Source organism: Mesorhizobium sp. C264A (assembly GCF_040324515.1).
Classification (GTDB): Bacteria; Pseudomonadota; Alphaproteobacteria; order Rhizobiales; family Rhizobiaceae; genus Mesorhizobium.
The window spans coordinates 783,001-804,884 of sequence record NZ_JAMYVY010000002.1 but is presented as its reverse complement, the minus strand read 5'-3'; the positions used below and the strand labels follow the sequence as shown (position 1 = coordinate 804,884).

Genomic DNA, 21,884 nt, shown 5'->3' with positions numbered 1-21,884 from the left:
GGCGGATCTTGTTTTAAAAACTGGCGAGCCAGATTTTTTCGAGACCCGAAAAAATTAATGGCAATGGGAGGAATGCATGTATCTCGGCCTCGATCTCGGCACGTCGGGCGTCAAGGCGCTGTTGATCGATGCCGGGCAGAAGATCATCGGCTCCGGCCATGCTTCGCTTGACGTATCGCGGCCGCATCCCGGCTGGTCCGAACAAAACCCCGCCGACTGGATCCGCGCCTGCGAGACGGCCATTGCCGAGCTGAAAGCCTCGCACCCGAAAGAGCTTGCCGCAGTCAAAGGCATCGGCCTTTCCGGCCATATGCATGGCGCCACCTTGCTCGACGCCGGCGACCAGGTGCTGCGCCCCTGCATTCTGTGGAACGATACGCGCAGCCACGCCGAGGCCGCGGCGCTCGATGCCGACCCTCGCTTTCGCCAACTCACCGGCAACATCGTCTTCCCCGGCTTCACGGCGCCGAAACTCGCCTGGGTGAAGAACAATGAGCCCTCCGTCTTCGCCAAAGTGGCGAAGGTGCTTTTGCCGAAGGATTTCCTGCGGCTGTGGCTGACCGGCGAGCATATCTCAGAAATGTCCGACTCGGCCGGCACCTCCTGGCTCGATGTCGGCAAACGGCGCTGGTCCCCCGAGTTGCTTGCGGCGACATCGCTCGACGAAAGGCAGATGCCGTCGCTGGTCGAAGGCACGGAGAAGGCCGGCGCCTTGCGCGCCGAACTGGCCGCCAGCTGGGGCATAGCATCGGGCACCCCGGTTGCCGGCGGCGCCGGCGACAATGCTGCTTCGGCCTGCGGCATGGGCACGGTCGGCGCCGGCCATGCCTTCGTGTCGCTTGGCACATCCGGCGTGCTGTTTGCCGCCAACGCGTCCTATTTGCCCAATCCGGCCAGCGCGGTGCACACCTTCTGTCACGCGCTGCCAAACACCTGGCACCAGATGGGCGTCATCCTGTCGGCGACCGATTCGCTGAACTGGCTGTCGGAGATTTCAGGCAAGAAGGCCGGCGAATTGACCGCCGAACTTGGCGATGTGCTGAAAGCGCCTAGCGGGGTGTCGTTCCTGCCCTATCTCTCGGGCGAGCGCACGCCGCACAATGATTCCGCCATTCGTGGGTCCTTCACCGGACTGGCGCATGAGTCGAGCCGCGCGGTGCTGACGCAGGCCGTGCTTGAAGGCGTCGCCTTCGCATTCCGCGACAGTCTCGAAGCCTTGAAGACCGCCGGCACGGATTTGACGTGGGTGACGGCAATCGGCGGCGGCTCGCGCTCGCGCTACTGGCTGAAGGCGATCGCTACGGCGCTGCAGGTGCCCGTGGACATTCCGGCCGACGGCGATTTCGGTGCTGCCTTTGGCGCGGCGAGGCTTGGTCTGATCGCGGCGACAGGGGCTGATCCGCTGGCGGTGTGCACGGCGCCGAGGACGGATGCGACGATCGAGCCGGATGCTGCGCTTGGCGGGGCGTATGCCGATGCCTATCAGCGCTACCGGGCGCTATACCCGGCGATCAAGGCGGCAACCGCGTGAGTAAGTGCGAGGCACCCCCTCTGCCCTGCCGGGCATCTCCCCCGCAAGGGGGGAGATCGGCAGCGTCGGCGGGTATGCCAGTCTTGTAAGGTGGGTGATTAGCGAAGGCGTGGATGCCAGCCAATCTCCCCCTTGCGGGGGAGATGCCCGGCAGGGCAGAGGGGGGTGTCTCGCGCCACCCTTAATCGATCACTGCGCCGGCACCTTGTCCAGAAACCCGGTGACGCTCTTCAGGCGCCCATTTTCGATAACACCGATATCGGTGCCTTCGATAACCGACGGCACGCCTTCCGGCCCAAGATTCCACGAGAAGCGGATGCGGTCGCCAAACCCGTCCGGCGTACCCTTCAGCGAGAACCGGAAGCCGGCGAAGCGCTGCTGTACGCCGTCGATCAGCCCAGCAACGCCGGCGTGGCCGTCGCCCTGCATGAGCGGATCGCGGTAGCTGACGTCTTCGGTGAAGGTGGCCTTGAGCAGTTCGGCACGGCGATCCGCATCGGCCTCGTTCCAGGCGGTGATGTAGTTCTCGGCGATCGTGTTGAGGTCGGTCATGGTCTGTCTCCTTCGTTGAGTGGCTTTGACACGAGCCTTTTCACCCCAAGCGAGAGCGAAACCAATTACGCCTGAGGTAATCAGGGTGAACTATTCGAGAGAGGACAGAAATCATGAGCAGCGGATTTTTCGGCGACATCAAAGCAATCAAGTATGAGGGGCCGGATTCGACCAATCCGCTGGCCTACCGCTACTACAATCCCGACGAGGTGGTGGCCGGTAAGCGGCTGGAAGACCATCTGCGCTTCGCCGTCGCCTACTGGCATTCTTTCGCCTGGCCGGGCGGCGATCCCTTTGGCGGCCAGACCTTCGACCGGCCCTGGTTTCCCAAGGCTGGCGGCGTCGACACGATGGAACTGGCCAAGCTGAAAGCCGACGTCGCCTTCGAGATGTTCTCGCTGCTCGGCGCCCCCTATTTCTGCTTTCACGACGCCGACGTGCGGCCCGAGGGAAAGGATTTCTCCGAAAGTGCCGCGCGGCTCGACGAGATCGCCGACTATTTTGCCGCCAAGATGAAGAAGACCGGCGTCAAGCTGCTCTGGGGTACGGCCAACCTGTTCTCCAACCGCCGCTTCATGTCGGGCGCCGCCACCAATCCCGATCCGGACGTCTTCGCCTATGCTGCGGCGACGGTGAAAAGCTGCATTGACGTCACCAAGCGGCTGAAGGGCGAGAATTATGTACTGTGGGGCGGGCGCGAGGGCTATGAAACGCTGCTCAACACCGATCTTGCCCGCGAGCAGGAGCAGGCCGGGCGCTTCCTCAGTCTCGTCGTCGACTACAAGCACAAGATTGGCTTCAAAGGCACGATCCTGATCGAGCCGAAGCCGCAGGAGCCGACCAAGCATCAGTACGACTACGACGTTGCCACGGTCTACGGTTTCCTCAAGCGCTTCGGGCTGGAGAAGGAAGTGAAGCTGAACATCGAGCAGGGCCACGCGATACTTGCCGGCCATTCCTTCGAGCACGAGCTGGCGCTGGCCAATGCGCTCGGCATCTTCGGCTCGATCGACATGAACCGCAACGACTACCAGTCGGGCTGGGACACCGACCAGTTCCCCAACAATGTGCCGGAGATGGCGCTGGCCTATTATCAGGTGTTGCAGGCCGGCGGCTTCAAGACCGGCGGCACCAATTTCGACGCCAAGCTGCGCCGCCAGTCGCTCGACCCGCAGGACCTGTTGATCGGCCATATCGGCGGCATGGATTCGTGCGCACGAGGTCTCAAGGCAGCCGCGAAGATGGTCGAGGACAAGGCGCTGTCGGGTCCGCTGGCCGAGCGCTATGCCGGTTGGAACACGGTCGAGGGCAAGGCGATGCTGTCGGGCAAGCGCTCGCTGGAAGACATCGCCGAGCGCGTGGTGAAGAAGAAGATCGAGCCGCAGCCACGCTCCGGCCGCCAGGAGTTGCTGGAAAACATCGTCAACCGCTACGTCTGAGGGCGGAAAGCCGATTCGTTATGCTCAAGGTGGCTGGATAACATTCCGGCCGCCCCGGAATGGGGTTTGCGCAAGACCCCATCCGACGACAAGGGTTTGCCCTTTGGCGCCCCTCAATGACCTCGCTCTTGCCTTCAAACTGCCGTCACGTATCTCGTATAAGAGGTCCGTTGTGGCGGGTGAAAGGAAGGAGGCGAACCGATAATGCAATACGAACGCGAAATCGACGCCCTGCTCTCATCCGGCGAGACCGGATCGATCATCGACCGGCTGATGGCGCTGCCGCGGCCGACCGACAGCGTGAAAAACGAATGGGATCGGGCTGTCAGCAGCCGATTTGAACTCCGTCTGGCGAGGCAGATCCGCTCGCAGATGGACGCCGGCGGCGAACGACAGAACGCAGCCTGATCTCCCTTTGTCTGTGCATGTCGTTATCCCAAAACCGCGACACACTTTTGGGCGACATGCATCAACCTCGGCGCAGCCTGACCGGGGCTTCGCCGAACGCTCTTGAAAACGCTCTGGAAAATGCCGCGGCGGACGAGAACCCCGTCCGCCCGGCAATATCCGCCATGGCGATTCGCGTGTCGACCACCAGCCGACGCGCCGCGCCCAGCCGCAGCCTGAGATAATATGCGCCCGGCGTCTCGCCGATCGACTTGCGAAAAATGCTCTCCAATGTCCGCGCCGTCACCCCGGCGCGTTTTGCCACCGCGTCGATGGTCAGCGGCTGGTCGACATGCGATTCCATCAGCCGGATAGCCTGCGCCAGACGCGGGTCGTAGCCGTCGAGCCGGCCGAGCGAGACCAGCGGCTGCGCGTCGGTCGCGGCGCGCGCCTGGTCGTAGATGAAGACGCTGGCGACATCGAGCGCGACGGCCATGCCGAGCCGGGTGCGGATCAGATGCAGCATCAGGTCGAAGGTCGGCGACGCCCCGCCCGAGGTGAACACCGGTCCGTCGATGACGTAGCGGTCCGGACGCACGTCGACGCCGGGAAAGGCGGAGGAAAAATCCTCCATGTCTTCCCAATGGGTGGTGGCGCTGCGGCCTTCGAGGAGGCCGGCGCGCGCCACCAGCCATGTGCCGGCCTCGACGCCGCCGCAGGCGCGAGCCGCGCGGGCCGCTCGCCGTAATCCGGAAAGCAGAGCCGATGTCGCGTAATTCTGGGTGCCGAAGCCGGCGACGACGACAAGCACGTCGGTCGGCTCGGCCGCATCGAAGCGGCCCCTGACCGCCACCGGCAGGCCGCATGTGGTGACCGGCGCCTCGCCGGTGACCGAGACCAGTTTGAAATCGAACAGCGTCTCGCCTGAGATGCGGTTGGCGGCGCGCAGCGGGTCGACGGTCGACGCCACGCACATGATGGACGAGCCTGAAAACACCAGCAGCGTCACCTTGAGCGGCGATCGCTCAGCGCGAAAGATGGTCGGTTTTTCGCTTTTGATCACGAGAGCTTCGTAAATTGCAAAACAGTTTCCGGCAAGTCGGTCATTGTTAGGGTCTGTTTCTATGGGGAGGAGATGTCCATGCCGCTCGCGATGAACCGTGAGGTTTTCATTACCTGTGCCGTGACCGGGTCCGGCGGCTCGCAGGACCGCTCCCCGCATGTGCCACGCTCGCCCAAGCAGATCGCCGATTCGGCGATCGATGCGGCCAAGGCCGGTGCCGCCATCGTCCACTGCCATGTCCGCGACCCCGAGACCGGCAAGCCGCGCCGCGATGTCCATCTCTACCGCGAAGTGACGGACCGCATCCGCGCGGCAGAAGTCGATGTGATCCTGAACCTGACCGCCGGGATGGGCGGCGACATGGTGTTCGGCTCACCGGAAGCGCCGCTGCCGCTCAATGAAAAAGGCACCGACATGGGCGGCGCCACCAACCGCATGGAACATGTGCGCCAGTGCCTGCCGGAAATCTGCACGCTGGATTGCGGCACCATGAACTTCGCCGAGGCCGATTATGTCATGACCAACACGCCCGGCATGCTGCGCGCAATGGGCGGCATGATGACGGCGCTCGGCGTCAAGCCGGAGATCGAAGCCTTCGATACCGGCCACCTCTGGTTCGCCAAGCAGCTGGTCGAAGAAAAGGTCTTGAATCCCGACGCGCTGGTGCAGCTCTGCATGGGTGTGCCGTGGGGGGCGCCGGACGACCTCAACACCTTCATGGCCATGGTTAACAACGTGCCGTCGACCTGGAACTGGTCGGCCTTCGCCATCGGCCGCAACCAGATGGCCTATGCAGCCGCTGCAGTGCTCGCCGGCGGCAATGTCCGCGTCGGTCTCGAAGACAATCTCTGGCTCGACAAGGGCGTGCTGGCCACCAATGCGCAGCTCGTCGAGCGCGCGGCCAGCATCGTTACCAATCTCGGCGCCAGGATTTTGGGGCCGGAGGAAGTGCGCAGGAAGCTCAACCTCACCAAGCGGGCGCCGATCGCAGCGGCTGCTTAAGACGGGAGCGGATCATGGCTACCGTCAAATTCACTGCGATGAAGGATGGCGACAGGCAAGACTATGAGTTCCTGACCGCCCATGAGATCGACTATGCCGCCAGGACCGGCGAGCGGCTGCTCGACGCACTGGTGCAACTCGACGAAGGCCTGTCGGGCTACAAGATCACCAGGCTCGGCCATTCGCTGCAAGCGGCGACGCGGGCCTGGCGCGACGGCGCCGACACCGACTGGATCGCCTGCGCGCTGCTGCACGACATCGGCGACATCTACGCACCGTACAATCACGACGAATACGCCGCCTCGATCCTGAAACCTTTCGTGCGCGAGCAATGCACCTGGGTGGTGGAAAAGCATGGCGACTTCCAGCGGCTCTATTACGCGCATCATCTCGGCGGCAACCGCCATGCTCGCGACCGCTTCGCCGGCCATGCCTATTTCGACGATTGCGACCAGTTTTGCGAACGCTGGGACCAGTCGAGCTTCGACCCGGACTACGACACGCTGCCGATCGAATTCTTCCGGCCCTTCGTGCTCGAAGTCTTCGCCCGCAAGGCCTACGACCCCTCCGTGATCCGCGTTGGCGAGCGCGTGCCTCTCATCGACCCTCAAACCGCCAAGACAAAAACCGGAGCCTGACCATGAGCATCATCAACAAGGCAGCCGCCATTGGCGGCGGTGTCATCGGCGCCGGTTGGGTGGCGCGGTTGCTGCTCAACGGCATCGATGTGTCGATCTTCGATCCGGACCTGGAAGCGTCGCGCAAGGTCTCGGAAGTGATGAAGGGCGCGCGCCGCGCCTACAGGCAGATGGTTCCCGGCGGCCTGCCCAAGGAAGGCAGACTGACCTTTGCCAAGACCATCGCCGAGGCGGTGGCCGATGCCGATTTCATCCAGGAGAGCGTGCCGGAGCGGCTCGACCTCAAACACCGCGTACTGGCCGAGATCGATCTCTACGCGCCGGCCAACGCCATTGTCGGCTCGTCCACCTCGGGCATCAAGCCGACCGACATGCAGGTGGCGATGAAGAAGCATCCGGAGCGTCTGGTTGTCGGACATCCCTTCAACCCGGTCTACCTGCTGCCGCTGGTCGAGATCGTCGGCGGCGAGCAGACGTTCCCCGAAGCGATCGAGGTTGCCAAGGAAATCTATGCCTCGATCGGCATGAAGCCGGTGGTGATCCGCAAGGAGATCGAGGCCTTTGTCGGCGACCGCCTGCTGGAGGCGGCCTGGCGCGAGGCGCTGTGGCTGATCAAGGACGGCATCTGCACGGTCGAGGAACTCGACGACATCATGCGCTATGGCTTCGGCCTGCGCTGGGCGCAGATGGGCATGTTCCAGGTCTACCGCGTCGCCGGCGGCGAGGCAGGCATGCGCCACTTTATGGCGCAGTTCGGGCCGTGCCTGAAATGGCCGTGGACCAAGCTGATGGACGTGCCGGAGTTCAACGACGAGCTGGTCGATCTGATCGCCACCCAGTCGGACGACCAGGCGCATGGCCTGTCGATCCGTGAGCTGGAAAAGATCCGCGACGACAATCTGGTCGCGATCATGGATGCTCTGTCGAAACAGAACAAAGGCAAGGGCTGGGGCGCCGGCGCCTTGCACAAGGACTATACCAAGCAGTTGGCCAAGCTGGCGGCGAAGAAGCCGGCCGCATCCAGGGCCGCAGAAAAGGCCAAGGCATCGAAGCCGGTGAAGAAGGCGGAAAAGCCGAAGAAAAAGAAGAAGGGCTGAGGACCATGGATTTCGGTCTTTCGGAGGAACAGAAGCTCATTGTCGAGACGACGCGCGCGTTCGTCGAGAATGAGCTTTACCCGCATGAACGCGAGGTCGAGCGCACCGGCGTGCTGCGCCGCGAGTTGATCGAGGAGATCAAGGTCAAGGCAATCGAAGCCGGGCTCTATGCGGCCAACATGCCGGCCGATGTCGGTGGCGCTGGCCTCGATACGGTGACTTGGTTGCTCTACGAGAAGGAACTCGGCCGCGCCAACTATGCGCTGCACTGGACCTGCGTCGCGCGCCCCTCCAACATCCTGCTCGCCGGCACACCCGAGCAGCGCGAAAAATACCTGTTCCCGTGTATTCGTGGCGAGAAGTGGGACTGCCTGGCGATGACCGAGCCCGGCGCCGGCTCCGATTTGCGCGGCATGAAGGCGTCAGCCGTGCAGGACGGCGACGACTGGGTGCTCAATGGCACCAAGCATTTCATCAGCCACGCCGATCTTGCCGATTTCGCAATTAGTTTCATGGCTTCGGGCGAGGAAGAAACGCCGCGCGGCAAGCGCAAGAAGATCACCGCCTTCTTCGTCGACAAGGGCACCAAGGGGTTCACCGCGCGCGACGGCTACCGCAACGTCTCGCATCGCGGCTACACCAACGCCATCCTCGAATTCGACGATTGCCGCCTGCCGGCAAGCCAGGTGCTGGGTGAGGTCCACAAGGGCTTCGACGTCGCCAATTCCTGGCTCGGCGCCACGCGCCTGCAGGTCGGCGCCACCTGTCTCGGCCGCGCCGAGCGGGCACTCGGCCACGCCATCGAATACTCGGCGCAACGCCAGCAGTTCGGCCAGCAGATCGGCAAGTTCCAGGGCGTGTCGTTCAAGCTCGCCGACATGGCGACGGAACTGAAGGCGGCGGACCTGATGGTGTTCGAAGCCGGCTGGAAGTACGATCAGGGCACCGTCACCGATCAGGACATGGCCATGGCGAAGCTGAAGGCTACCGAAATGCTCGCCTTTGTTGCCGACGAAGCAATCCAGATCCATGGCGGCATGGGGCTGATGGATGACCTGCCGCTGGAGCGCATCTGGCGCGACGCCCGTGTCGAGCGCATCTGGGAAGGGACGTCGGAAATCCAGCGCCACATCATTTCGCGGGCGCTGCTGCGCCCGTTCGGGGCATAACCCATGCACAAGCTTGAGCGTCTGTTGCGCCCAAAATCCATCGCGGTGTTCGGCGGGGCCCAGGCCGCCGCCGTCGTCGCCCAATCGATCAAGATGGGCTTTGTCGGCGAAATCTGGCCGGTGCATCCGAACAAGGACGAGGTCGCCGGCCGCAAGGCCTATCGCTCGGTCGCCGAATTGCCCGGGGCGCCCGACGCCGCCTTTGTCGGCGTAAACCGGCATCTCACCATCGAGGTGATCAAGGCGCTGGCCAAGCGTGGCGCCGGCGGCGCCGTCTGTTTTGCCGCGGGCTTTCTTGAGACCGAGGCCTATGACGATGACGGCGAGCGGCTGCAGGCCGAACTGGTGGCTGCCGCGGGCCAGATGCCGATCATCGGGCCGAACTGCTACGGCCTGATCAACTATGCCGATGGCGCGCTGCTATGGCCCGACCAGCATGGCGGCATCAGGCTGCCCGAAGGCGCCAAGGGCGTCGCCATCATCACCCAGTCCTCCAACATCGCCATCAACATGACGATGCAGAAGCGCGGCCTGCCGATCGCCTTCCTGATGACCGCCGGCAACCAGGCGCAGACCGGCCTCTCCGAAATGGCGCTCGGCCTGATCGAGGACGAGCGCGTCACCTCGCTCGGCCTGCACATCGAAGCCTTCGATTCGGTAGCCGGCTTCGAGAAGCTGGCGGCGCGGGCGCGCGAACTGAAGAAGCCGATCATCGCCATGAAGGTCGGCCGGTCCGAACAGGCCAGGCAGGCGACCGTCTCGCACACAGCTTCGCTCGCCGGTTCGGATGCCGCTTCGGGCGCTTTCCTGCGGCGGCTCGGCATTGCGCGCGTCGATTCCATCCCCGCCTTTATCGAGGCGCTGAAGCTTCTGCACGTCACAGGACCACTGCCCGGCTATAGACTGTCATCGATGAGTTGCTCGGGCGGCGAAGCCTCTGTCATGGCCGACAGCGCCGAAGGCCGCTGGGTCAATTTCCCGGAGCTCACCAGCAAACACCGCGCCCATGTCAAATCGACGCTCGGGCCGCTGGTCGCGGTCGCCAACCCGTTGGACTATCACACCTTCATCTGGAACAATGAACCGGCGATGACCGCCACCTTCACCGCCATGGTGTCGGGCGGTTTCGACCTCAACATGCTGGTGCTCGATTTCCCGCGCCCCGACCGCTGCTCGGTCACCGACTGGTGGGCGACGCTGCGCGCCTTCGAGGCGGCGCTGAAGACCAACAAGGCGCATGGCGCGATTGTCTCGTCGCTGCCGGAGAACCTGCCGGAGGAATACACCGCCGAGCTGATGGCGCGCGGCATGGTGCCGTTGTTCGGCATTTCCGAGGCCATTGATGCCGCAGGCGCGGCGGCCTTCATCGGCTGGGCCTGGGCCGAGCCGCAGGCGCAGCCGATCGACACGTCGGCTGCAGGTGCTGCCGGCGGCGATCATGTCACCCCTGACGAGGCCGAAGCCAAGGCGCGGCTGATCGAGGCCGGCTTGCCGGTGCCGAAGGCCGAACGCGCCGCCAATGCCGTCGAAGCGGTGATTTCGTCGATGGCGCTCGGCTTCCCGGTGGCGTTGAAGGCGCTTGGCGTCACCCACAAGTCGGAAGTCGGCGCTGTCAGGCTTAACCTCAAGGACGCCGAATCCGTCAGCACCGCGGCGCACGATCTCTTGCCGCTCGGCACCGGGCTCTATGTCGAGCGCATGGTGCGCGACGGCGTTGCCGAACTGATTGTCGGCTTTACCCGCGACCCGATGTTCGGCGCCGTCATGACGCTGGGAACTGGCGGCGTGCTGGTCGAGCTGTTGCGCGACAGCGTGACCTTGATGCTGCCGGCAACGCGCGACGATATCGAGGCGGCGCTACGCGGCCTGAAACTGTTCCCTCTGCTTGAGGGCTATCGCGGCCGGCCGAAGGCCGATGTCGCCGCGGCCATCGACGCCATCGCGGGCATTGCCGGCTTCGTGCAGACGAATGCCGGAGAGATCGAGGAACTCGACATCAACCCGCTGATCGTCTGCGCCGAGGGCAAGGGCGCCTGGATCGCCGACGCGCTGCTGGTGCTGGGAGAGAAGAAGAATGTCTGACGTCATTTCCACCCGCCGCGAGGGCACCATCCTCGAGGTCACGCTCGACCGGCCCAAGGCCAACGCCATCGACCTCAAGACCTCGCGGCTGATGGGCGAGACCTTCAAGGCGTTCCGCGACGACCCGGAACTGCGCGTCGCCATCGTCAAGACCGCCGGCGACAAGTTCTTCTGCGCCGGCTGGGATTTGAAGGCAGCCGCCGGTGGCGACGCGGTCGACGGCGACTATGGCGTCGGCGGCTTTGCCGGCCTGCAGGAGCTGCGCGACATGAACAAGCCGGTCATCGCCTGCGTCAACGGCATGGCGGTCGGCGGCGGCTTCGAGTTGGCGCTGTCCTGCGACCTCATTTTCGCCTCCGACCACTCCTCCTTCGCACTGCCCGAAATCCGCGCCGGCACGCTAGCGGACGCCGCGACGATCAAGCTGCCGAAGCGCATTCCCTATCATGTCGCCATGGACTTGCTGCTCACCGGCCGCTGGATGGATGTAGCGGAAGCGCATCGCTGGGGCCTGGTCAACGAAGTGTTGCCCAAGGAAAAGCTTGAAGACCGCGTCTGGGAGGTCGCAAGGCTACTGGCCAGCGGCCCGCCGCTGGTGTTTGCCGCGATCAAGGAGACGGCGCGGGTGGCCGAGGCGCTGACCTTCCAGGATGCCATGAACCGCGTCACGCGCCGGCAACTGGCGACGGTCGATGCGCTTTATGGCTCCGAGGACGGTATGGAAGGGTTCCGGGCGTTTGCGGAGAAGCGCGACCCGGTGTGGAAGGGGAAGTAGCCTCTTTACCCTCCCCTCGATGGGGAGGGTCGGACCGAAGGTCCGGGGTGGGGTGATGCGCCACCACCCCCACCCGCCGCTTCGCGGCGACCTCCCCCATCAAGGGGGAGGTAAAGGAGCTGCATGACCGACTACAAAACCCTCATCGATGCCGAGACCTGGGCCTTCATCGAGCGGACCAATTCCTATTACCCGCCCGATACGATCGACTACACCATCGCCCAGCAGCGTGCGATTTATGACCGGATGTGCCGCGAGTTCTTTGCCGGCTATCCCAATGGTGTGACGGCGGAAACGACTTTCATTGCCAACCGATCACACGACATCCCGATCCGCATCTATCGCAGCGCTACCCCGAACACGGCGGCGATGGTGCTCTACATCCATGGCGGGGGTTTCATCCTCGGCGGCCTAGACAGCCATGACGATGTCTGCGCCGAGCTCTGCGCCCGCACCGGTTACGAGGTGGGTTCCATCGATTACCGGCTGGCGCCGGAGCATTTGCACCCGGCCGCTTTCGACGATGCTTTACGTGCCTTCGAATGGGCAGCCAAAACCTACGACCGCCCTATTCTGCTGTGCGGCGACAGCGCCGGCGGCAATCTCTGCGCGGCTGTTGCTCACGCAACGCGTGGCCATGCCAAAAAGCCGATCGGCCAGGTGCTGATCTATCCGGGCCTCGGCGGCGACCGTTCGAAGGGCTCGTATGTCGCGCACGCCGAAGCACCGATGTTGACCATGCGCGATCTCGAATTCTACAAGCACATCCGCACCGGCGGCGCTGACGGTACTGGTGACATCACCTTGTCGCCGCTCGCCGACACCGATTTCACCAAACTGCCGCCAACCGTGCTGATCACCGCGCAATGCGACCCGCTGTCGTCCGACGGCGAGGCCTACCGCGACCGCATCCTTACCGCAGGCGGACACGCCAGCTGGTCCGAGGAGCCGGGGCTGGTGCATGGCTATCTCCGGGCCAGGCACACGGTCGGCCGGGCCCGCGCCAGCTTCAACCGTATCGTCGAAGCGGTGTCGGTGCTGGGCAAGGGCGACTGGATCTGGTGATCCGGCTCAACCGCGGACAAAGGCGATCAGTTCCTCAGCCATGCGATCGTTGAATTCCCGACGAAAGCGGTTTTTCTTCAGCCATTCAGGGTTTGAGCCGACGGTCTTGTTGGCATCCACGACAACGCCTTTGCCATCGACAATGAAATAGTCGATGGCGCCGAAGTCCAGGTTGAGCCGCTGCCGCACCGCCAGCACTTCCGGTGGCACGGCGCCGCCCACCTCATTGCTCAGGATTTTTGAGCCGGCGCACAACACATCGTCGTAGACCTGCCGCATGTTGACCTCGGCACCGAGCAGGAACATGTAGCGGTGCTTGACGATGGGCAGGTCGAGCGTATCGAAAGCGAATTTTTCCACCATCAGGCGATTGTTGCGCCATACATCCCGCGGAACCTCGCCGATCGTCTGGTAGACCTTATAGGGCGGGCACAGGCGGTCCTTGTAGCCGGGTTCGAAGAGCTTGCGGATGGCATGCGCGCCTCCTGGTCAGGCCGTTGCGATGCTGCCACCAGCGCTGCTCTGGTCGGCCCCTGGAGTTGAGGACCGTCTTGACGACAACCGGCCCCTTGTGGCTGTCGCCGGCCTCCAGCTTCAGTGTCGAATAAAGGTGCCGGTGGATGGACAGCGCGCGGCCATTGATGGTGCGGTCGTAGAGGTGGCCGAGACCGCGGTACGTTGGCGGCACGATTGTCAGGTCGACATGCAGAAAGGCCACCGGCGCCCGATCTCGGCCGGCCGGCCGGTCGAGCAGGCGCACTTTCAATCCAGCCTGTTCCAGGTAAGGCAGTGACTGCGCGATGCAATAGCTCCGCACCAGTCGGAAATTGCGCAGGCTCTCTACATAGACATCGAGATCTGCGGCAGACACCGAACGCTATTCCTTGATATCGACGCCCGAGAAATCGTGGTGATCAAAGGGGTCCATGACATAGCCCGTCACCTGTTCGCGCATCGGGATCGAGACCACGGAGTGGGCGATAGCGACCCACGGCATCTGCTCCCTGAAGATCGTTTGCGCCTGCGAATAGAGTTTTGCGCGGGCAGCGGGATCGACGATCCCGGCTGCCTGCTTTAGCAGATCGTCGAAGGCCGGAAAACACCAGTTGGCACGATTGGTGGTGCCGACGCCGGCACAGCCAAGCGGCACCGACAGGAAGTTATCGGGGTCGCCATTGTCGCCGGTGAAGCCGAACAGCATGGCGCCGTCGCGGTCGCGTGACTTCGAGCGGGCAAGGTATTCAGTCCACTCATACGTCACGACTTCCACGGTGACACCGATCTTTGCCAGGTCGGACTGGATCATTTCGGCCATACGCTGCGCATTCGGGTTATACGGACGCTGTACCGGCATCGCCCAGATCTTCATGTGCAGGTCTTTTACGCCGGCATCGGCGAGCCCCTGCCTGGCGGCAGCGGGGTCGAAGACATGATCGGGGCTCGTCTTGTCATAGGCCCAGGAGGTTGGCGGCAGCGGATTGCGTGCGACTTCGCCGGTGCCGCGGAATACGACGTCGACCAGCGCCTGCGTGTCGATGGCAATGGCGATCGCCTTCCTCACCCTTGGATCGTCGAAGGGCTTCTGCAAGGTGTTGAAGGCGAGGTATCCCGTATTGAGGCCCTCCTGCCGCATGACCTTGATTCCGGGCGTCGCCTTGATCGCCTCCAGGTCGGCCGGATTTGGATAGGGCATGAGATCGCATTCGCCGGCGCGCAGCTTTTCCATGCGAATGCTGGCATCGGTGGCAATGGCGAAGACGAGATCGTCGATCTTCGGCTTGCCGCGCCAGTAGTCCGGATTGGCCTTGTAGCGGATGACTGCATCCTGCTGGTAGTCGACAAGCTGGAACGGACCCGTCCCGACCGGCTTCAGCGCCAGGTCGAGAAGCCGCTTCTCTGCGACGAGCTTGTCGGCATATTCCTTGGAAACGACCGAAGCGAAATCCATCGCCAGGTCGGCAAGCATCGGCGAATGCGGCGCCTTCAGCGTCATCACCACAGTATGGTCGTCAAGCTTGCGCCAACCGGCGACAAGATCCGGCATGCCGATGCCGTCGAAGTAAATGTACTGGCGTTTGGCGTAATTGTTGAACGGGTTCTGCGCGTTGGCCTGCCGGTCGAAGGTGAACAGCACGTCATCGGCATTGAAGTCGCGACTAGGCGTAAAGCCCTCGACGCTGTGGAATTTCACGCCCTGCCGCAGGTGGAATGTGTAGGTGAGGCCATCGTCGGAAATCTCCCAGCTTTCGGCAAGGCCGGGGCGCACCTTGGTGGTGCCGGGCTCGAACTCGACCATGCGGTTATAGAGAGCGGTGGCCGAGGCGTCGCGGGATCCGGAGGCGAGTGCGGGATCGAACGTATCGGGCTAACCTCGGTGCAGTAGACCAAGGTCTTGGCTAAGGATTGATGGACCGGCAACGCACATGGAAAAAGCGCCGCCAGCAATAGAACGAAGTGCCTGCGTGTCATGATACCCCCCAGGGTTGGGAAGACGCTAGCAGAAGCCGGCACTGACGGTAAGTAAGCCGGCCGGTCTTTCGCGCGCCAAGACTGTTTTCCACCTGAGTTGACACAAGGAATTAGCCGCGCCTCTGTGAAATGGCGGACAGACCCGGCCGCCGTTTTGCATGAACCTTTCTGCTCCAGCCGGCGACTGACGACCAGGCGCCGCATGGTGCGGGCCGGAAAGGATGCCCCATGACCAGGACCCCAGAGGCTCCACGGTCTCCGGGACCAACGCAAGCTCAGCGCGACCACCGCCTTCGGGATGGAGTCGATGCGCTGGGCTTTCGGCTGATTCCGTTGACCCTGCGCAGGAGCAGGCGTATCGTGAAGATGAGGAAAGCAGACAATTCGATCAGGGACGAACGTGCCGGAACGCCGCGCCTTGCCCTGTTTCGCGCGGCCGGACCGGATGTTCCTCCCGAAAACTTCGGGGGGAGTTTTATGTCCTGCGATCGCGGCGCGTCCATGTCGTCTCCAAGCGGCGGTTTGCGCCGTTCGCTCCATCTGGCCGGCGGTTTGCTTGCCCTGGCGCTGAGCGCCACGCTCTGGTTGGACACAGCCGCCCAAGCGCAGGAAACCCAGATCATCTATCCCGGCTCGATGGCGGTCACCGGATTTTCCGGCACCGTCATTCCCAATTTCGACTCTGCCGATTCCGAAAGGGGGGGGCTGCCGCCCGGCGTCGACCCGGTCGACGAAACCTTCATCGACACGACGCGCGCCACCTTGCGCGTCTTCGACGTTTCGGCGCTCGGCGGACCGGCTTCCGGCCAGCTCGTCTACACGCCGCCGCCCTTCGAGGTGACGGCCGAACAGATCGGCCAGGTGTTCGCCATCACCTATGATGACGGTGTGCGCGACGGCGTTCCCTCGGGCGTCCCCAACCTCTATGCCGGCGCTACCTCCCTGCACGGCATCCGTATCGTCACCCCGGACGAAGATGCCGACGGTCGGCCCGAGCGACAGCGCCGCGGAACCGCAGGCGCCGTCTTCATGGACGGCCAGTTCGGCACCGAAAGCGGTGGCGGTCCGGGCACGATCTGGAAGATCGACGGCATCACCGGCGCGGTCTCCAAATTCGCCGACATTGACACCAACAGCGGTTCCGGCATCGGCGACATCAGCTTCGACAGCAATCACCGCGAGTTCTTCGCCAGCGATCTCGACACCGGCCTCATCCACCGCCTCGATGCCAACGGCACGCTGATCGACACATTCAATCACGGCGTTGCCGGGCGGCCGGCGCATGGGCTGGCTCCCGTCGCCGAGGACGGTGCGGTGATGGACATACAGGGTGCTGCCTTCGACTCGGAAGACCCCGACACATGGGGCTACACGCAGGACGAACGCCGCGTCTGGTCCGTCGCCTATCATGGCGGCCGGCTCTATTATTCGGTCGGCGAAAAGGCCGAGATCTGGTCGGTTGGCATTGCCCGCGATGGCAGCTTTGCCGGTGATCCGCGCTGGGAGCTGACGGTCAAGGCCGACAAGGACTACGCCGTCACCGACATCGCCTTCGACAACCAGGGTTTCATGTATCTGGCGCAGCGCGGCCCGGTCGAGAATCGCTACGATTACAGCCAGTTCGCCGATTCCGGCAAGGGCGAGGTCATCCGCTACTGGCGCGAAAACCCGGACGATCCGGCAACGGAATCGGTCTGGGTGGAAGAGCCGCAGGAATATGCGGTCGGCTTCCCGCAAGGCAACCGGCAGTCGGCCGGTGGGCTCGACCTGCAATATGGCTATGACGCCGACGGCAATCTCGACACCGGCGTGTGCACCGACACGCTGGTCAACACCGGCGACAAGCTGCGCGACAACCCGACACTTGCCGACCACCTCGCCGCCGGCGGGCCGCTTGCCGTGCACGGCGTGCAGATCACGCCGACGCCGTTGGTCAAGCCGGCCAACGTGCCGCCTTTCGGCTCGTGGTTCGTCGACTTCGACGGCTATTTCGAAGACCCGGAAGTGGAAGGCCATGTCGGCGACGTCGAGGTCTGGCACCCCTGCGAAGGCCGTGCCGGCTATTATGAAGAGATCCCCGGCGGTTATCTGCCGCCGTTCTATCCGCCGGACTTCCCACCGCCCGGCGATCTGCCTCCGTGCATCGATGTCGAGGATGTTCAGTTCTACTGCACGCCTCGCGGCCTCCAGGCCGACCTCTATCTCCATGACCATGCCGGCTTTGGCGGCGATTCGATCAAGGTCCAGCCTTCCAGTGAGACAAAGTCCAGGACACCAGGCGTCGGGGTGACATCACCCCAGTCGCATGCTCCCGGTAAGCCTTACACGGTCGACATCACCGGCCATTCTCCGGGCGACAGAGTCGATGTTGGACTTTGCTTCTACAGGCAGTCCGACAAGGACAAGGGTGGCTACTACCCTTGCTGCAAGATGACTTTGCCGCTCAGAACCCCAGCCGTCAGCTGCGAACGTTGAGGAGGGGAAGATGAAAAATCTCGCACTTTCCCCGACCGCGAACAGCAGTCAATCCACCGGCAAGCAGCCAACCGTCATGGAGACCATCATGAAACCCCTGTCATATGCCAGGCGCGGCGCGCGCTGGCTGATGGCGGCCGGTATCGCGGTCGCCATGTTCACCCCTGTGGCAAGCCACGCCGAAGATGCAGTCCCGATCACTCCGGAACTGCGGCTCGACCTGGACAATTCAAAAATCGTCAATCCGAGGCCGGAACGGATCGTGCCGTTCTTCACCAAAACAGGCACACAGAGGAGCTGCGACTACGTCGTCTACTCCCTGAGCTTTGGCCTGCGCGGCGACCCGCAAGGCTTTGCCGACCCAAGCTTTTCGGCCAGGCTGAAGAAACTCCAACTCGACTTCAAGGATCAGCTTCCGCACGGTCTTGCGATCGTCAACGTCAACGTGTCCGGCGACGGCACGGATGCGTCTGGCGGACCGCTGCCGGGTGCGACAATCAGCACCTCGGCTAATCCGAACGATACGGCAACGGTCTCCGATTTCCGGATTTCCACCACCGATCTCGACGGCGCCGGGGCTGGCAATGAACGCGTCATCAATTTCAAGATCACCGCCAAGATCGACCATGCGGCGTTTCCTTCGCCGACCATCGTCGACAACCAGGGCATGATCAAGGTGACGCCGGGCGTCGGCACGGGGGCCATCATCCCGTCGCAGGATCCGGGCAAGCCCGACGACGGCGACTACAAGACCGGGGCCAAGACCTCGATCAAGATCGACCTCACCAATTGTGACAAGCGGCCTCCGCCTCCCGACCGGGAATGTTTCAAGGTGGAGCGCGGCACGGTCGATTGCGTGCAAGGCGGCGGCGCGTTCATCTACCACATGCCTGTCGGCCCGGAGATGGGCGGCAAATGGGTGCAGGTATCGACGACGACCCCAGGCATCACCATCATCCCCGACACGCAATTGGTGCCGGCGGGCGGCGGTGTGCTGAACTGGAAGATCGTCGGTGCGTCGCCCGGCGACGTCATCCACCTCATCGTAACCGGCATCGAGACCTATGCCGGCCCGAAGGAGGGCTGGGGACTATGCTGCACGCAGACCATCGACATCGTCATCCCGCGTGACTTGAGATGTCCGCCCAAGGACAAGGAACCGGACCTCAAGGTCGAGAAACGCGCCGACGTGACGCGTTGCACGATGGGCGGCGGCTGCGACTTCACCATCAAGGTCACCAATGTCGGCGACGGGCCGTATCACGGCAAGATCGTGCTCGACGAGGTGACGCTGCCGGCCGGCTCGACTCTGGATTCAGGGCCCAATCCGCCCTGGGTATGCATGCCCGGCGTGACCCCGATGACGTGCACCTATCCGGTGACCACGCTCAATCCGGGGGCCTCCATCAACCTCAAGCTCGGCTTCAAGCCGGCGGGTGGTTGGCAAGGCAGCGCGCTGCGCAACTGCGCCACCTATAACTACGGCGCCAGCGGCAAGCCGCTGTTCGGCAGCCAGCAGAACGATCGCGGCTGTGCCTCGATCCCGATCTGCCGGCGTGGCGACCGCGACCGCGATTGCCGGCCCCCGGTCGACAAGAAGGTCGACCTGATCCTGAAGAAGCGTGCCCGCATCCCGGTCTGCACGCCCGACGGCATCTGCTACTTCGTGATCGACATCATCAACAATGGCAGCGTCCCCTATAATGGGCCGCTGACGGTTATCGACAATTACCCGGGCGGCGCGCCGGTCTCTTCGACCTTCGGCCCGTCTCCGCCCTGGACATGCGGACCGAACGGTCCTGGCCAGTTCCGCTGCGACAATGCCGGCATCGTGCTGATGCCGGGCGCATCGACGCCGATCGTCGTCAAGGCGATCATGCCGGCCGGCTACCAGTCGGATGCGGTCGAGAACTGCGCGGCGCTGAAGCCCGTCCCCGGTGAGGTCGACCTCACCAACAACAAGGCCTGCGCCAAGGAACGCTTCCGTCGTCCCAATGGCGGCAAGCCGACCCTGCGCATAACCAAGGTGTGCAACGGCTCGCTCGCCGGTGCAGCGGTGGTTTCCTGCCGCATCACCGTCATCAGCCTTGGCACCGCTGCCCCCACCGGTCCGGTGCGGGTCAACGATGCTGCCACGCTGATATCGGGTGGCGCGCCGGTCCAGATCCAGACCGTCACACCCGACGGCGCGGAATGGGCCTGCGGAGCGGTTCCGGCCAACGCGCTGTCGTGCCAGATACCCGGCGCCGCGATGACTCCCGGAACATCGAGGCACTTCGATGTGACGGTCTCGGCCAATGGCGCGTTCGAGAACTGCGCACGCGGCTCATACGGCCCGGCCCCTGGAGACGATATCGTCTACCCGATCGGCCAGGCCTGCGCCAAGGGCGGCGGCACGTCCACCGTCAGCGTCAAGAAGACCGGCGATGCCGAGTGCCAGCCCGGGCAACCCTGCTCGTTCGAGATCACCATCACCAATGATGGCCAGACCGCCTTCTCCGGTCCGGTCCGCATCGGCGATGCGATCGGGGTGGACGGCCTGGGGCGGCTGCAAGGCGTCGCGATCACCTCGATCGAACCGCCCTTTGGCTGCTCGCCCGAACCGACGACCTTGCCGTTGACCTGCATTGCCAACCTGACGCTCGGCGCCGGGGAAAGCCATGTGCACAAGGTCACCGTGGTCCTTCCCGACGCTCCCCTGGTCAATCTGCGGGGCAACGTCAGCGGCCAGAACTGCGTCGGCGTCTTGTCTCCCGACACCAGGGTGCAAGGCGGCGGCGACGTACTGCCCGGCGACCTGACCAACGTCCAGGGCGATCGCGGCAAGGCCTATGCCTGCCATCCGTTCACCATCAAGCGCGAGGTGAAGAAGGAATGCTCGCCAGGCTTCGTCATGAACGATGCCGGCCGGTGCGTGTGTCCGGAAGGCACGACGTTCCGCAACGGCCAGTGCTCGCCCGACGGCGGCGTCATCATCCAGCCGAAGGATCCGAGGCCCTGCGTGCTGCTCAAGGGCCAGATCCGCACCGAGGATGGACGCTGTGTCTGCCCGCGCGGAACCGAGCTTGAGAACGGCGCTTGCGTCAAGACCGACAAGCCTGGCTGCGCCATCCCCGGTTCGGTCCCGACGTCGGACGGCAATGGCTGCTACTGCCCGGAAGGTACGCATCTCGACCGACAGGCAAATGCCTGCGTGCGCGACAAGCAGAAGCCCGAGCAGTGCAGCATACGCGGCCAGGTTCATGACGCCGATGGCGATTGTGTCTGCCCGCGTGGGACAGAGGAGCGCAATGGAGCCTGCCGGCCGATCCGGCCAAAGCCTGAACAATGCTCGATCCGTGGTCAGATCCAAAACGCCAATGGCGATTGCGTCTGCCCGGACGGCACAGAAGTCAGGGGCAAGGTCTGCCGGCCGATCCGGCCGAAGCCCGAGCAGTGCTCGATCCGCGGCCAGGTCCACGACGCCAACGGCAATTGTGTCTGCCCGCGGGGTACCGAGGTGCAAGGCAATGCCTGCCGGCAGAAGAAGCCTGTGCTGGAACAGTGCGACATACGCGGCCAGGTGCACAACAAGCGCGGCGAGTGTGTTTGCCCGCGCGGCACCCAGGTGATCGACGGCGCATGCCGCAAGCCGAGGCCGCAGGTGGGAGACTGCGCCCCGGGCTCGCAGATGGTCGGCGGCCAGTGCGTGCCGATCATCAGGCGGCGCTGCCCCGAAGGCACCGTTGGTCGGTTCCCGAACTGCAGAGCCATCCGGCAGCAGCCGTCGCTCGACCCGACCCTGTTGCTCAATCCAGGTGTCCTTCAGCAGTTCATACCGAAGCGCACGCCGCAGACGCAGGTACAGCCGCAAAGGGATCCGGCGGCCAACTTCAAGCCATAGGATCTGATACGAGTCAAAATTCAGAACCCCGCCGGAGCGATTCGGCGGGTTTTTTTCGTCAGCGCGATCGGGGTCCGCCGCATCTCGTCGTTGAAATGCCGGTGCAATCTTCCTCGGACACCAGCAAGCCGCTGTCGCCCGACGGTCCCTCGATAAAGCCGTCCAGCGACGTCAGCATGGAAGAGACGGTCTTTCCCGTCTGAGCTCTCCTTTCTGTTTTCGCCAATTGGGCCATAACCGGAAGCGAGGCCGAGCAG

17 protein-coding genes are annotated in these 21,884 nt (G+C 63.8%); 12 read left to right on the top strand and 5 right to left on the bottom strand.

Features of this window, described 5'->3' with window-relative positions:
- Positions 1-76 precede the first annotated feature (76 nt).
- Positions 77-1,531, top strand: coding sequence for a xylulokinase (gene xylB, locus NKL04_RS22855; protein ID WP_023702515.1), 1,455 nt, complete (start codon positions 77-79; stop codon positions 1,529-1,531).
- Between the two features lie 189 nt (positions 1,532-1,720).
- Here xylB and NKL04_RS22850 read toward each other — a convergent pair whose 3' ends face one another.
- Positions 1,721-2,083 (bottom strand): nuclear transport factor 2 family protein, encoded by a 363-nt coding sequence (locus NKL04_RS22850; protein WP_023668867.1) that lies wholly within the window; start codon positions 2,081-2,083, stop codon positions 1,721-1,723.
- 113 nt (positions 2,084-2,196) lie between these two features.
- Here NKL04_RS22850 and xylA point away from each other — a divergent pair, with 113 nt between their 5' ends.
- Positions 2,197-3,522: a xylose isomerase gene (xylA, locus tag NKL04_RS22845; protein WP_023702514.1), complete on the top strand. Its 1,326-nt coding sequence runs from the start codon at positions 2,197-2,199 to the stop codon at positions 3,520-3,522.
- 204 nt (positions 3,523-3,726) lie between these two features.
- A complete protein-coding gene (locus NKL04_RS22840) occupies positions 3,727-3,930 on the top strand; it encodes a hypothetical protein (protein ID WP_023702513.1) in 204 nt (67 codons plus the stop codon).
- A 61-nt stretch (positions 3,931-3,991) separates the two neighbouring features.
- On the opposite strand, the gene NKL04_RS22835 is transcribed toward NKL04_RS22840, so the two are convergent.
- On the bottom strand, positions 3,992-4,972 hold the full coding sequence (locus tag NKL04_RS22835; RefSeq protein WP_023668864.1) for a GlxA family transcriptional regulator: 981 nt from the start codon (positions 4,970-4,972) through the stop codon (positions 3,992-3,994).
- A gap of 78 nt (positions 4,973-5,050) precedes the next feature.
- On the opposite strand from NKL04_RS22835, the gene bcoG reads away from it, so the two are divergent.
- The 7 genes from bcoG (at position 5,051) to NKL04_RS22800 (ending at position 12,800) form a co-directional block, all read left to right on the top strand.
- Positions 5,051-5,974, top strand: coding sequence for a 3-dehydrocarnitine:acetyl-CoA trimethylamine transferase BcoG (gene bcoG, locus NKL04_RS22830; RefSeq protein ID WP_023668863.1), 924 nt, complete (start codon positions 5,051-5,053; stop codon positions 5,972-5,974).
- A gap of 14 nt (positions 5,975-5,988) precedes the next feature.
- Positions 5,989-6,612, top strand: coding sequence for an HD domain-containing protein (locus tag NKL04_RS22825; RefSeq protein WP_023702512.1), 624 nt, complete (start codon positions 5,989-5,991; stop codon positions 6,610-6,612).
- A gap of 2 nt (positions 6,613-6,614) precedes the next feature.
- Positions 6,615-7,709, top strand: a complete 1,095-nt coding sequence (locus NKL04_RS22820; protein ID WP_023702511.1) for a 3-hydroxyacyl-CoA dehydrogenase NAD-binding domain-containing protein — start codon at positions 6,615-6,617, stop codon at positions 7,707-7,709.
- Positions 7,710-7,714: 5 nt separating this feature from the next.
- Positions 7,715-8,878: an acyl-CoA dehydrogenase family protein gene (locus NKL04_RS22815; protein ID WP_023702510.1), complete on the top strand. Its 1,164-nt coding sequence runs from the start codon at positions 7,715-7,717 to the stop codon at positions 8,876-8,878.
- Between the two features lie 3 nt (positions 8,879-8,881).
- Positions 8,882-10,960: an acetate--CoA ligase family protein gene (locus tag NKL04_RS22810; protein ID WP_023702509.1), complete on the top strand. Its 2,079-nt coding sequence runs from the start codon at positions 8,882-8,884 to the stop codon at positions 10,958-10,960.
- Positions 10,953-11,735 (top strand): carnitinyl-CoA dehydratase, encoded by a 783-nt coding sequence (locus NKL04_RS22805; RefSeq protein ID WP_023696923.1) that lies wholly within the window; start codon positions 10,953-10,955, stop codon positions 11,733-11,735. The genes NKL04_RS22810 and NKL04_RS22805 overlap by 8 nt, the downstream gene beginning before the upstream one ends.
- A 123-nt stretch (positions 11,736-11,858) precedes the next feature.
- The gene (locus NKL04_RS22800; protein ID WP_023696924.1) at positions 11,859-12,800 is read left to right on the top strand and encodes an alpha/beta hydrolase; all 942 of its coding nucleotides are present in this window, start codon (positions 11,859-11,861) and stop codon (positions 12,798-12,800) included.
- Between the two features lie 6 nt (positions 12,801-12,806).
- Here the strand turns inward: NKL04_RS22800 and NKL04_RS22795 are convergent, their stop codons facing one another.
- The 3 genes from NKL04_RS22795 to NKL04_RS22785 form a co-directional block, all read right to left on the bottom strand.
- Positions 12,807-13,106 (bottom strand): hypothetical protein, encoded by a 300-nt coding sequence (locus NKL04_RS22795; RefSeq protein WP_156951514.1) that lies wholly within the window; start codon positions 13,104-13,106, stop codon positions 12,807-12,809.
- Positions 13,107-13,218: 112 nt separating this feature from the next.
- On the bottom strand, positions 13,219-13,671 hold the full coding sequence (locus NKL04_RS22790) for a hypothetical protein (RefSeq protein WP_156951513.1): 453 nt from the start codon (positions 13,669-13,671) through the stop codon (positions 13,219-13,221).
- Between the two features lie 6 nt (positions 13,672-13,677).
- On the bottom strand, positions 13,678-15,096 hold the full coding sequence (locus NKL04_RS22785; protein ID WP_352724424.1) for an ABC transporter substrate-binding protein: 1,419 nt from the start codon (positions 15,094-15,096) through the stop codon (positions 13,678-13,680).
- Positions 15,097-15,770: 674 nt separating this feature from the next.
- Here NKL04_RS22785 and NKL04_RS22780 point away from each other — a divergent pair.
- Entirely contained in the window at positions 15,771-17,744 is a 1,974-nt protein-coding gene (locus NKL04_RS22780; protein ID WP_502903376.1) for a hypothetical protein, read from the top strand.
- Between the two features lie 10 nt (positions 17,745-17,754).
- The gene (locus NKL04_RS22775) at positions 17,755-21,627 is read left to right on the top strand and encodes a DUF7929 domain-containing protein (protein ID WP_023702505.1); all 3,873 of its coding nucleotides are present in this window, start codon (positions 17,755-17,757) and stop codon (positions 21,625-21,627) included.
- The last annotated feature ends 257 nt before the right edge of the window (positions 21,628-21,884 follow it).